At 61.7% G+C, this 13,073-nt stretch carries 9 protein-coding genes; 1 reads left to right on the top strand and 8 read right to left on the bottom strand.

What is annotated here, in order from left to right; genetic code table 11:
• Nucleotides 1-30: 30 nt before the first annotated feature.
• The 7 genes from IYX23_RS09070 to IYX23_RS09040 form a co-directional block, all read right to left on the bottom strand.
• Nucleotides 31-255, bottom strand: coding sequence for an MbtH family protein (locus tag IYX23_RS09070; protein WP_196393147.1), 225 nt, complete (start codon nt 253-255; stop codon nt 31-33).
• Nucleotides 252-1,625: an enterochelin esterase gene (fes, locus tag IYX23_RS09065; protein WP_196393146.1), complete on the bottom strand. Its 1,374-nt coding sequence runs from the start codon at nt 1,623-1,625 to the stop codon at nt 252-254. The genes IYX23_RS09070 and fes overlap by 4 nt, the downstream gene beginning before the upstream one ends.
• Nucleotides 1,622-3,223: a PepSY-associated TM helix domain-containing protein gene (locus IYX23_RS09060; protein WP_196393145.1), complete on the bottom strand. Its 1,602-nt coding sequence runs from the start codon at nt 3,221-3,223 to the stop codon at nt 1,622-1,624. The genes fes and IYX23_RS09060 overlap by 4 nt, the downstream gene beginning before the upstream one ends.
• A gap of 15 nt (nt 3,224-3,238) precedes the next feature.
• The gene (locus tag IYX23_RS09055; protein WP_196393144.1) at nt 3,239-3,523 is read right to left on the bottom strand and encodes a hypothetical protein; all 285 of its coding nucleotides are present in this window, start codon (nt 3,521-3,523) and stop codon (nt 3,239-3,241) included.
• Complete coding sequence (locus tag IYX23_RS09050) at nt 3,520-3,807, bottom strand: hypothetical protein (protein WP_196393143.1); 288 nt, start codon at nt 3,805-3,807, stop codon at nt 3,520-3,522. Before IYX23_RS09050 ends, IYX23_RS09055 begins: the two co-directional genes overlap by 4 nt.
• Nucleotides 3,808-3,822: 15 nt before the next feature.
• Complete coding sequence (locus IYX23_RS09045; protein WP_196393142.1) at nt 3,823-6,255, bottom strand: TonB-dependent siderophore receptor; 2,433 nt, start codon at nt 6,253-6,255, stop codon at nt 3,823-3,825.
• A 404-nt stretch (nt 6,256-6,659) separates the two neighbouring features.
• Nucleotides 6,660-8,738, bottom strand: coding sequence for a heavy metal translocating P-type ATPase (locus tag IYX23_RS09040; protein WP_246716594.1), 2,079 nt, complete (start codon nt 8,736-8,738; stop codon nt 6,660-6,662).
• Nucleotides 8,739-9,015: 277 nt separating this feature from the next.
• Here IYX23_RS09040 and IYX23_RS09035 point away from each other — a divergent pair, with 277 nt between their 5' ends.
• A complete protein-coding gene (locus IYX23_RS09035) occupies nt 9,016-9,357 on the top strand; it encodes an antibiotic biosynthesis monooxygenase (protein ID WP_196393141.1) in 342 nt (113 codons plus the stop codon).
• Nucleotides 9,358-9,412: 55 nt separating this feature from the next.
• Here the strand turns inward: IYX23_RS09035 and IYX23_RS09030 are convergent, their stop codons facing one another.
• A complete protein-coding gene (locus tag IYX23_RS09030; protein WP_196393140.1) occupies nt 9,413-12,781 on the bottom strand; it encodes a PAS domain S-box protein in 3,369 nt (1,122 codons plus the stop codon).
• Nucleotides 12,782-13,073 lie beyond the last annotated feature (292 nt).

The following is a 13,073-nucleotide window of genomic DNA, read 5'->3' as shown; positions in this document are numbered from 1 at the left end:
CGAATGCAAGGCTGTTTACGAAATCATTGGTTAGCGCGGACGAGAAGCCTCACGAAGAGACTTCGGGCGCATGTCGGTCCAATGCTCGTCGACGAATTTTACGCAGTCGTTCCGATCGCTCGGACCGAATAGTCGTCGCCAGCCCGCGGGCTCTGGTGCGAAAGTTGGCCAGAGACTGTGTTGTCCCTGGGAATTGATGAGAACGAGAAACGTAAGGCTTTCGTCGTCGAATGTATTTGTCTGCGTGTCGTTCACACCTTCACTCCGTCGCGTTTTGAAATCGCCAGTCTTGAGGCGTCTGAGCGAGACGCCGTAACGCCCGCAGGAGCCGCACGATGATCGGCGAGCAGAAGGGACAGTCCGTCGATCAATCCGCCACGCCAGCAGAGCGGATCGTGCCCGCCCGAAAAGACGCGGTAGTGGGCGTCGTGCCCTGCGTCGATGAGAGTCCGGTGAACGCGGTCGCTGGCGACGCGAATGGCTTTCTCAAAGCTTCCAGCCTCAAGAAAGACGCGAAGACGGGAAACGCGGCTCTTGCTGCTCTCGATCAAATCCACGACGACGTCTCGCGCATGGCTGCGCGTGTCAGGAACATGCGGGCGCAGCTCCTCCCCCACATAACTTCCCGGCCACCAAAACGAGCCAGATTGACTGAGCACGCAACCGAAACACTCTGGCAAGCGAAGTCCGGCGAAAAGCGCCGCGAGTCCGCCAAAGCTCTGTCCCGCTATGACGGTCGTGCTCGGATCGTGGCCGTACGGCGCGAGGCTTGCCACGATTGGCAAAAGCTCCTGCTGAACGGCCTCCAGAAAGGCTTCGTCACACGCGAGTTCGCGACGACGCATGTCTGCATTGAGCGAGTCGATGAGCACATAGACGCATGGCGGGAGCAAGGCGGCTTGTGTGGCGTGATCCAGGGCCGAGAAGACCGGCATAGCTTCGGCCCAATATTGTCCGTCCAGGAGCACGACGAGAGGAAGCTTGCCTTCTTTAGGCGCCGCGCCCGTTCGATAAATCCAAACACGGCGGCTGTTGCGCAACCGAGCGCTGTGCCATTGCATTCGATGCAGGCGGCTCTGATCGGCGGCGGCGCGGTTGTTGCGGTCGACGTCTCGCCATGCCGTTTGCAATGGCGCCTGTGGAAGGTGTGCGGCGGACAACGTCTGTCCACGCAGGCCGAGATGGCAAAGGTAGGGGTTCAACGGATCGGGCTGCGCGAACTTCAGCGCCGCACGCCACCACTCCTTCGGCGACATTTCGCCGTCAGCGCCGCGGGCGCCATGGAGATGGTTGTCATCGAGAGGAATGAAGCAATAGCTTCCGCGCCATTCAGCCTCTACCTCGAAGGACCAATGCCAGACATCCGTTCCGGCGATCCGCTCCAAAGAGGCGGGTTCATTGCTATGATGATTAGTGACCGAGCAGATATCGATATAGACGCATCGAGTCTTTGAGGCCGTCGCGTCGCCTTCGGGGTCTCGCCACAAGAACAAGACGCGCGCACGGTCCCCGCCTATCGCCTGGACAATTGGACAGCCTTCGATGGAGACCCGACGCCACCAGCGAACGGAACCCACGTCTCGGCCGAAGCGGCCTTTCAACAATTGCAGACAAGGCGTCGTCATCGCGCCGCCTCCTGCAATTGCCGGTGAGACGCGGCCCAAACGCTGTCGGCGGGCCCACATTGCACGCGATGCGCTGCCGAGCGCGCCATCCACACGAAACATAGTGCGGCGGAAAGCGCGACGAGGTCGACGCCGAGCGCGGCCATGCTCGCCGAACCTTGCATGCCGAGAGCAGGCAAAGCCCAACTGAACAGCGAAGTGAAAGGAATTGCAGCGGCGGCTATCGCGGCAAGCCAGAGAAGTTCAACGCTGGCCGCGGCCGCTCCCCTGAGAAACGACCAAAGGACGCTCGCAAGGAACACGGCGTAATATACGCCATTGTGCCACACATCGATGTTCGCGACGCGGCCGTTCAACCATTTCGCCGCCACGATCGTGATAGAGATCGCGCAGATCGCGCCGAGACAAACGCCGACCGTAGCGGCGGACATCAGCCGCGTCGATGTCTTCTGAATGACAGGCCCGCCGTTTCGCCGTTCAGTTCGCCGGCGAGACTCAATCCAAAGCAAATTGCCGGAGTAGAAGAGGAAGGCGCCCGCGATGCCAAGTAGGAAGTAGCAGACGCGCACGACATCGCCGCCGAAGGTGGCGAAATGCAGGGCGAAGAACGTCGCCACGACGCCCGTCCAAGTTCCCTCTCTGCCCGGCAGATAGTCCGTGTTGGCGATCTCGCCGGTGACGGGACTGATGACCGCAAACCCCTTTCCTCTCGTCATATAGCGGGTGTCGTATCCCCAAACTTGAACGGACGCGCCGCGAGATCCAGCGTTTCGGTAGCGCATTTCGGCGGGGACGAAACTCGGCGAGGCAGCCTTCACCCGCTCAAGGAGCGCGTTGACGGGCAGCATGGGCGCGGGTCGTTCGTCCTTCTTGATTGAGTTGAAGGGGTTGCTCGCGGCCATGATCGACTTCAGACGGCCGTCATAGACGACGTAGTCGAGCGCGTCGTACAGCTGGTCGTGCAGGCAGAAAACAACAGCGCTCAGCGCGATGACGATGTGGAACGGCAGGCTGACGACGCCCACGACGTTATGCGCGTCGAGCCACATGCGCTTGAGATTGGCGCCGATTCGCAGCGCGAAGAGATCCTTTACGAGCGAAGGCAGAACGATGATCAAGCCCGACACAAGCGCGACGGCATAGACGGCGCTCACGACGCCCATGATGGTCTCGCCGATGTCATTGGCGCCTGGAATGCCGGCGGTTCGATGAATGTTGTCGACGAAGTCGGCAAGACTCGAGCGATATGACTGCGCCAGGCGCACCTCGCCTGCGGGAGAGAGCTCCGCCGACCACGGCGTCCTGTCGTCCTTGCCTTTTCGCCATGTGAGGCGCGCCCAAAGATCTTCGGTATCGGTCAGATAAAGTGTGAATTCCTTCGCTGCGTCAGGGCGAACGGCAAGCGTGCGCGCGATCAATTCATCCGATCGGGCAAGGGCGGTGAGGCGGACTGGAGCGGGGGATGAAACCCAGCGCGCGAGGGGCTCGGCGAACACCGTGATGGAGCCGGCGTAGAAGGCGATAAACAGAAACATACCGGCGGTGATGCCAGTCCAGGTATGAACAACCTTATAGAGTCGAACAACGTCGCTGCGCATCGTGCGTTGTCCCAATTAGCGAAGGAAGAAGCGGCAGGCGAATAGGCCGGCGTATGCCAGTAGATTTGCGCCGCCCAGCCAGAGCCAGGCGCGCATACCGCTCGAAAAGAAGAAACAGAGACTCAGCGTCGTCAGCCAGATCGGCGCGGTCAGCCACATCACGAGCTGAAATTTATTTGGGGTCGCGAGTCCGCCGGGAGTGAGCCACGCAAAGAGACCCGCAAGCCCGATCGCGAGGCTAAAGCCCAGAATGGCGCCGGCCGAGGTTTTGCTGGCCCAATCGCGTCGAATCTGATTCATGGCGCGTTCCTGGTGAAGGTTCGCAGCGCTCCTAGGGCTGGGAAAACGATGAACAGAAGCATGATCAAAACGAGCGCCGCGAAAATCGCGGTCGAAAGCTGAACCACCTGACTCCACAGAAGAACGCCGAGAAGCAGCAGCGCCGCCCCCGCGACGCCGCTCCACAACCCAGGCAACGGCCGCGACAGCCAGCGCTGGTTCCGCGCCCCGAGATAGAGGCCGGCGGCGCCCATCGTGATGGCCGTGCAGGCGGCCAATTGCATAGCTGCGGGCGAGAGGTTCATCGTCCGCTCCCATCCTTAGAAGTTGAAGGTTGCCGACAGTAGGACGGTACGCGGCGCATCGAGCGTGGCGAAACCGTCGTTAAACGCTCCAGACCAGTAGCTGCGATTGAACAGATTGTTCACATTCGCCCGCAGCGTCATGTCCGTGCCGTAGATCTTCGTAGTGTAGCGAGCGCCTGCGTCGAAGCGCGTCCATTCAGGAATTCGGTAATAGTTCAACGAGTCGACATAGAGGGCGCTCGTATAGATGACGCGACCTTCTACGGTCACCCCGACCAGATAGGGAAGATCCCATTCGCCATAGAAGTTGGCCTGCCATCTTGGTATGCCGAAGGCGTTCTTTCCGGTGGTCTTTCCGTCCGCGCTCTGCGTGATGACGCCGACCGTATAGGAGACGCCGCCCAGCACGCGGACGCCGGGGATCGGCTCGCCAAAGACGTTCCACTCTATGCCCTGGTTGCGTTGCTGGACGGGCCTTTGGGTCTGCGCGGCTCCCGTGCCCACCGTCGACATGGTTGGCTGCGTGATCTCATAGAGGCTGAGCGTATTCGCGAGAATCCCCAAATCCAGCTTTGCGCCGGTCTCGATCTGCTTGGAGACGAAGGGCGGGAACGTCTCGTTGTAATTAGCTGCGAGGACGTTCGTGACGCGCAAACCCTGACTGAGGCCTTCAATGTAGTTGGCGTAAAGCGACAGGCGGTTGTCGAATGGCTTGACGATCAGGGCGAAGGCCGGCGAGAGGCGATGGCTGTCGTAGGAGCTGGTCTCAAAGCCTGTATTGGCCTGGAAGTTCTTGGTCATCACGCGCTGGCTGCGCAGGCCGCCGATGAACTGGATGCGTTCGTCGAAGGCCGAAATGGTGTCGGCGAAAGCGAGGCTCGCCAGATAGGTTTCTCCCGTCTTTCGCGGATCGGTCGCGAAATAGGGTTGGCCGAGACGGAACGGCGTGTTCGGAACGACCGGCGGCGGCGGCGCCTGAGGCGGCACGACGGGGAGATAAATGTTCGATCTGTAAGGGCCAATGAATCCAAACTCGGAACTTTGGCTGAATTTCAGCGCCGAGGCGCTCACCACGAATTTGTGGCGAAGCGGTCCCGTGTCCAACTCGCCGCGCAATCCGCCCTGCGTCGAAAGCGTATTGGTGTAGCCGCGCAGATTGACGATGCGCGTTCCGGTGAAGTTGCCGAGCAAGTTTACGCCGGGCGCCTGAGTTCCGTTGGTAAAGCCGAAGTTTCGGCTGTCCAAGAAGCCGATGCCGGCGAAAACAGTGACGTTCTCTGCGACATCCAGCTCGCCGCGCGCCATGACCGCCTTGTTCTCGAACCGTGCGTTCGAACCAACGAAGAGATTCGTGCTTGCGCTTGGCGCCGCGGCCACGCCAATGCCGCTGAAGCTTGCGAAGAATGCGCTGCCGTTCTTGAAGATTTCCTGGCTGTGATAGGCGTCGATCGACAGCCTGACGCGCTCTTCCCGGAAATCGAGCGCCAGCGCGTTCAGCCCCCGCACTTTCCACTGCTCGTCGAGCGTCGTCCCGCCGCTGCGATAAACGCCGTTGTAGCGAACGCCGAATTGATTGTGGTCGCCGCCGCGTCGCCCGACATCGATATGCGTGCCGAACTGAGAACTGGATGTGTAATCCGTGCTGACGCTGGTGATCGGCGCATCGCCCGCATGTTTGGTGACAAGATTGATCGAGCCGCCGACCGCGCCGAAAGGCGCCATGCCGTTGAGCAGCGCGCCCGGCCCCTTGAGCACTTCGACGCGCTCCAGGAATTCGGTCGGCACATGGCCGTCCGGCGCCAAGCCATACATGCCATTGAGCGCAAGCTCGCTGCCAAGCACGGGGAAGCCGCGAATTCTGAAATTCTCGCGAATGTGCCCGGCCGACGTGGTCATGCGGACCGACGGATCGTTCTCCAAGACCTGCTGCAAGGTGCGCGCCTGCTGGTTCTCGATCAGCGCCGACGTGTAGCTTGTCACATTGAACGGCGTATCCATGAAATCGCGATTGCCGAGCATGCCGAGCCGGGCGCCGCGAGCGACCTCGCCTCCGGCGTAGGCCGGCGGAAGATTGCCGATTTCACCCGTTGGCGGAGACGGCGCAACGCCGTTTGCGCCGGAGAGCAGCGGAGGACCGACCTGCGGGGCGGCGGACGTGGCGCCACGCGACGTCGAAGCCACATGCGGCCTCGGGCCGCTCGGATGAACGCTGCTCGCCCGTGCGCTCGATGCGACGGGACGTTGCGTTTGTTGCCGCGGTTTGGCTTGCGGCTTTTCGCGCGGGGCGTCCACGGTCACCGGAGGCAATGTTTGCGCGGCGTCCTGCGCCGAAGCCGATGCGATTTCGAGCGCGATCACAACCGGCGCGCCGAAACTACATACAAACCGGGATTTTTTCCCGATCTCCCAAGACTCGAGGCAGGAAAATATGGAATGTTTCTTAGTCATTCGTCCGCCTCTACTATTGTGCAGTGCGACGCCTCGCGTTGTATGCTGCACATAGCGCGGATATTTTTTCTTCGTCAATTATGCAGTCGTTATTTCGGAAGTATTTTAAGCGCGATGTGACATATGTACCATATATTACTTATATTTATTCTCATTCCAAAGAAGATAGTTCTTTGTTGCTTAAGTTGTAAACAAAACGACTCGCACGCAGTCACCGCGCAGCGCCGAAGCCAACTGAATCCGATTACGCGGCGGACTGTCGAGGCGATCAAGGGCAGTGGTCTCTTACTTGCGTGCGACCTTGCAGACACATCGAGCTTCAGATCGCGTGGTTGGGCGCAACGCTTGCAGCTAATCGTGATTCACCCGGCGCGCGCTTACGCCGCCGAGCGGAAGGAGCTCTGCTATTGTTCGTGCGCCCGGCTTTGCTCGAGTGCGACTGAATCGCGTGAGACTTTCTCTGTGACGGGACTGCGCCCTCGTCCGCTCAGCAGCGCGCGCAGCAGGACGGCGATCGTTGTCCCATTGTGCAGCGTGGCGGCGGCGAGAGGAGAAAGGCGGCCGAACGCCGCAGCGCCCAGAATCGCCGAATTCACGCCTACCGCGATCTTAAAGTTCGAATGGATCAGACCCATTGCCTCCCGGGCGATGGTGAGCATCGTGGCGACGGAATCGAGTCTGTCTTCCAGCAAGACAATGTCGGCGGTGGCTCGCGCAATATCGGCGGCGCGCGGCATCGAGATGCCGACGTCCGCCGCCATCAATGCGGGCCCGTCGTTCACGCCATCGCCGATATAAGCGACGCGGCGGCCCTCCTGTTTGAGCGCCGCTATGATGTCGGCCTTGTCCTCCGGCTGCTGTTCGTAATGTACCGCATCTATGCCGAGCGCCTCCGCGAAAGCCAGCGCCGGCGCCTGGCGGTCGCCCGTGATCATCACGAGGCGCTTGACTCCTAACGCGCGCAACTGCGCAAGCGTGCGCGCGCTCTCCGGCCGCAATCGATCGCGCAATGCAAAGACCGCAATCGGGCGCTCATCGGCGGCGACATAGAGAAGCGATTTGCCTTGCTCTTGAAGCGCTCGCACGGTCTTGCGGGCGTCCGCAAATGAAATGTGCTCGTCGTCTTCGAGATAATGCCGGCTGCCAAACCGAATGCGACGTCCATCAACATTCGCTTCCACGCCATGGCCGACGATGAAATTCACCGCCTCATGCGGAACATGGGCGAGCCGGCGCTGCTGCGCGAGCCCGACGACGGCGCGCGCGATGGGGTGGCTCGTGTGTTCGCCGAGCGACGCGACTATGGCGGCCGCCCGTTCTTCGTCGATCTCCGGGTCCAGCGGACAAATGTCCGTGACCTCGAGCGTGTTGTGGGTCAGCGTGCCGGTCTTGTCGAAGACGATCGTGTCCACTCCGGCGAGCGTTTCGATCGCCGTTCCGCTCTTGACCAGACAGCCTTCTTGCGCCGCCCGATACATTGCCGATTTTATGGCGATCGGCGTGCCGAGCTTCACGGCGCAGGAATAGTCGACCATGAAGACGGATTCGATCCGGCGCCAGTCGCGCGTGAGCGCGAACACCACTGCAGCCGTGGCCAGCGTAATGCCGACGCGCCGATCCGCAAAGACGCTGGACACAGTCTGGATCTCCGCCGGACGGTCGAGCGCTTCCTGAATATAGCGCGCGATACGCCCGGTCGTCGTCGCCTCGCCCACGCGCTCAGCGTGGACCACGAGCCGTCCGTCGGTGACAACGCCGCCCGCGAGCGCATGCTCTCCGACCGCGCGCGGCAGGGGAAGGCTTTCGCCGGTCACCGACGACTGATCGACATAAGCGTCGCCGGCCACCACCGGGCCGTCAACCGGAATGGTTTCGCCGGCGCCGATAACGACGCGCTCGCCGCCTTTCAGCTGCATGAACGGCACGCGCGCGAGTTCGCCGTCGCGGCGTTCCACCCAGACATCGCCAGGCGCCTGTCGCAGGAGCGAACGCAGCAATTCGTCGGACTGCTGGACGGTGGTGGCCTCGATATGCTCCGCCAGCGCGAGAAGAAAGCGGGTCACGCTGGCGGTGGCATATTCCTGGCGCGCCGCCGGCACGCCGATGGCGAGCGCATCAAGAACGTCGGTCTTCAGCCTGCCGCGCGCCGCCGCAAAGATTCCGCGCGCGAGGACGTCCGAGATGTTGAGCCAAGTGATCGCTGCGGCGAGCGGCGCGGGAAGCACGAGCGCGGCGACGATCGCGCCGGCTGCGAGAGTCACGCGCCTGGCGTTGGCGGCTGGCGGAGGCCGCCAGATATCCGCCGCCGCTGATGGCGTTCGACGTGCGGTCGCGAGAATGGCGTCGCGGACCTCAGGCTGTCCGTCATACGCCAGCGTCAACGAAAGGCAGGCGCGATTGGCGCGCACGGACGCGACGCCCGGAAGCTGTCGCAGCGCAACTTCCGTTTGCGCAAAATCGTCCGCATCGGACAAAATCCGCAACCGCAGTCGCTTGTCCAACTCATGCACAATTTCTACACACGCAATGGTCAGCGAGGGGGCTCCCTTCCTCAAGAGCGTTTCTCGGAAATGCTTGCGAGGCTCACGCAGCCGCTAGATTCGCTCCTAACGTAGTTTGGCGCCCCGGTCCACAAAAGCGTTGTGGACTTAGCGGAGTCGCTACCGCGCCCTTTCAACCATGTTCTTTGCCTTTCGCCTTAAGGACGATTAGCTAAGATCGCTGGCGCGACCCGCCGAAACCACTGACAGGAGCCGAGTCATGTTTGTCGCAATGAACCGCTTCAAAATCGTCAAGGGAAAGGAACAGGCGTTCGAGGACGTCTGGCGCTCGCGTCAGTCGCGGCTTCAGGAAAGGCCCGGCTTCATCGTCTTCCATCTGCTCAAAGGGCCAGAGCGGGAGGACCATATTCTCTATGCGTCGCATGCGCTGTGGGAAACTCGGCAGCACTTCATCGATTGGACGCATTCCGAACATTTTCGCGAGGCTCACAAAAACGCTGGTCAGAACCGCGATCTCTATCTGGGCGGTCCCGAGTTCGAAGGCTTCGACGCGGTTCTCACCGAAGCCAATCCAAACTATGCGCCGACTGCCGCAGAATAGGGTTGATGCTGCACGAGCACGGGCGTCAGCCTCCCGAGGAGGGTGACGCAGCTGGTTAGGCGCGATCCGCGAGCGGCAAACTGACGATGAATTCGCTGCCCCGGCCGGCGCCCTCGCTGCGCGCTTCCACCCGGCCGCCGTGGATCTCGACAAGGCTGCGCACAAGCGCGAGCCCAATGCCGAGCCCACCTTCGGAAAGCCGAATCTGGTCGTCCGTCTGCGCGAAGAGATCGAAGACGCGCGGCATCATGTCGGCGCTGATGCCGACGCCATTGTCGCGAACCCGCAAAACGACCTCGTCGTCCCGCCGCGCGGCGTCGATTTCGATGCGCCCGCCCGGCGGCGTGTATTTCGCCGCGTTGTTGATGATGTTGGCCGCAATCTGCGCCAGACGAACGGAGTCGCCGAAAACCAGAAGCGACTCATCCGCGATATTCACGGTTACGCGGTGGCTCTTGTTGTCGATGAGCGGCTGACAGGCCTCCAAGGCATGCCGCAAGAAATCCGACACGGCGACATTTTCCTTGCGCAACTCGATTTTGCCACGGCTGATCCGGGAGATTTCGAGAAGGTCGTCGACGAGGCGAACAAGATGATCGACCTGGCGCTCAACCATGGCGAGCAGCGGAGTGTCGGGGAATTCGGGACCATACTTCTTCTTCAGAATATTCACGGCGTTCCGGATCGGGGCGAGCGGGTTGCGTAACTCATGCGCCAGGGTGGCGAGGAACTCGTCCTTGCGGCGGTCGGCCTCTTGCAGCGCGCTTTCGGCCTCATGTCGCGCGGTCACATCGGCATGGGTGCCGATCGCCCTTAGCGGCCGGCCATCAGCGTCCCGCTCCACGACCCGTCCGTGGTCCAGGATCCAGCGCCACGAACCATCCTTGTGACGCAGGCGGTGCTCGCATTCGTAGAAATCCGAGCGACCCTCCAGATGGTCAGATAATCTGGCGGCGACCTCTTGCTTTTCGTCGGGATGAATCAGGCTTTCCCAGGCTCCGACATCGGGTTCAATCTCGCTGAGATCGTAGCCGAGCATCGACGCCCAATGGCCGCCGAACTGGACTCGGCCGCTGGGCACGTGCCAGTCCCAGAATCCCAGCTGGCCGGCTTCCAGCGCCAGCGCGAGCTGCTGCTGGCTTTCCCGTAGCGCCAGTTCGGCCTGCTTGAGATCGTTGATGTCGGTATTGCTGCCGAACCACTCGACGATCTCGCCGGCTGCGTCGCGAATGGGCGCGGCCTGAACGCGCATCCAGCGCCACTCGCCATCATGTCGGCGGATGCGATGCTCGCTCCAAAACGGCTCGCCGCGACCGATCGCTGCTCGCCACTGCGCCGCTGTGGCCTCGAGGTCATCAGGGTGAACGACCTTGGTCCAGCCGTCGCCCAACATTTCCTCGGCGGTCTGACCGGTGAAGGCCATCCACTCCTGTTGCGGCTTTTGATGCAGTCCGGATGGCGGACAGCTCCATGTGATGGCGCTCGCCGCTTCGACGAGAGAGCGATAGCGAAGTTCGCTTTCGCGCAGCGCCTCCTCGACGCGCTTGCGCTCGGAAATGTCGATGTTCACGCCTGTGAGGCGCACCGGCTTGCCGGCCGCGTCCTTGAAACCTTGAAACCGCCCGGCAATCCAATGCACGCTGCCGTCGGGCCAGACGACTCGCCACTCATGCTCGACGGGCTCGCCCGTCGCCAGCGTTTCGTTGGCCTTGGCGACCGCGCCCGCGCGGTCGTCTTGGTGCACCAACTGTTCCCAGGCCGACCGCCTCCGGCCGAACTCGCCCGGCGACAGCCCATACATCGCCTCCAATTCCGGCGTCCAGATGTTCACGTCCGTCAGGATGCGCCAGTCGAAGGCGCCGATCTTCGCGGCCTCGGTCGCGAGCCGCAGCCGCGCCTCGCTCTCGCGGAGCGCCTCCTCCGCCTGCTTTCGATCGGTGATGTCCTGCGTAACGCCGAAGCCGCCAAGAAGCGCGCCCGCCGCGTCAAATTCCAGATAGGCCTTCTCACGGACCCATTTGACCTCTTCCCCGGACACGATGCGGTGTTCGATGTCGTAGGGTTCGCCGCGAAGGCCGGCCTGCCACTTTGCGTCAACGTCGGCCTGGTCGTCGGGGTGCACGATGGAAAGAAAACTGTCGTAGGTCAGCGGCGTCCCCTTCGGCACGCCGAAGATCCGATGGTTCTCGTCCGACCAGGTCAAAACGTTCCGACGCACGTCGAGCCGCCACCAGCCGATCTTTCCAACCTCCTGTGCGCGGTCGAGATCGTTGCGGCTTTGCTGCAGCGCCTCTTCGGCCAGCTTGCGCTCGGTGACATCCTCGACGAGAGTGATGATCCACCTTGGTTCCCCGTCGGCCGCGCGAATGAGCGAAACGCTCTTGCGGACCCAAATGTTTTCGCCGTTCTTTCGAACATAGCGGTTTTCGATGACGAAGCCCGGGATCTCGCCCGCAAGCATCCGTTCGGCCAAGGCCCTGTTGGCTGGCCAATCATCCGGATGGATCAGCTCCAAACCCTTGAGGGCAAGAAGTTCCTCGCGCGTGTAGCCGGTGATCACGCAATAAGCGCGGTTGGCGTCCAGGTGCGTATCGTCCGGCCCGTTCATCGCGAAGCCAATTGAGGCGTTTGCGAAGGAGACACGGAACCGTTCCTCACTGTCGCGCAGCGCCGCCTCGGCCTGCTTGCGTTCGGTGATGTCGCGCACGAAGGCGCGCATGCCGACAACATGGCCTCTTTCGTCGACAACGGTCCACGTTCGCAGACTTATCGGAAATACGGTTCCATCCTTGCGGATATATTCCTTCTCATATTCGGCAGATTCGCCGCGCGGAACAATGTGCTCCCGCACGATCGCCGCTTCCATGTCATGCCAGACGTCTGGAGTCAGTTCTTGATACGTCAGACGCTTCAGCTCTTCGAGAGTGTAGCCGAGCATCTTCTGGTAAGCAGGGTTGGCTTCGAGAATATGGCCGCTCATATCGACGGTGACGATGCCGTCGCGACTCGTCTCGAAAAGCGGACGATAGCTCTCTTCGCTTGCCGGCAACGCATCCAAGCGCTCTTTGCGCTCGGTTATTTCTATCCGATCATGGAAATCGATGATGGAGCCGCCGTAGCCAATGAATACGTCTTGCGCATCATAGCGCGGCGCGCCGACCGCTAACGCCCAGCGAAACTGGCCATCCTGGCGCTTAAGCCTGGCGACGACCTGAAACGGGCGCTCTGATTCTCTCGCCAGAGCTAGCTGGACCTTCACCTGTTCGATATCGTCCTGGTGGATGGTTTTCAGCCAGCCTCCGCCCATCGCAGCTGCGGCTGTTTGACCGGTGATTGTCGGCCATTGCGCGCCGATGAAATTGCATTGTCCGTCGACGTCCGTCGACCAGTTTACAACCCAGAACGTGTCCATATTCGAGGTCATTGGCTTTCCGATGGACAGGGTAAAGCGCCGAGCGGAACACTTCGGGGCGAGGGCTCGCTCAAAGGACGTCCGCCGACGGCTTGAGCAGCCGCGCGCGGCGCTCAGTCCTCATGATGTTCCCGCCAAAAATTGTGTCAGGACCGCCCCTCGCCGCGACATTCCTACTAACGCTGGCGTCTAGGAAAAATCTAGCTAAGACGTAGCATTAAGGGCGCACTCAAGATGCGGCCCACGACGCTATGGGCAGGCCGCCGCGCACCTGGTGAGAGCGCGCCAAACAAGGCGGCCAAAG

The sequence above is a fragment of the Methylocystis sp. L43 genome (assembly GCF_015709525.1).
Lineage (GTDB): Bacteria > Pseudomonadota > Alphaproteobacteria > Rhizobiales > Beijerinckiaceae > Methylocystis.
This window is presented reverse-complemented; position numbering and strand designations above follow the sequence as displayed.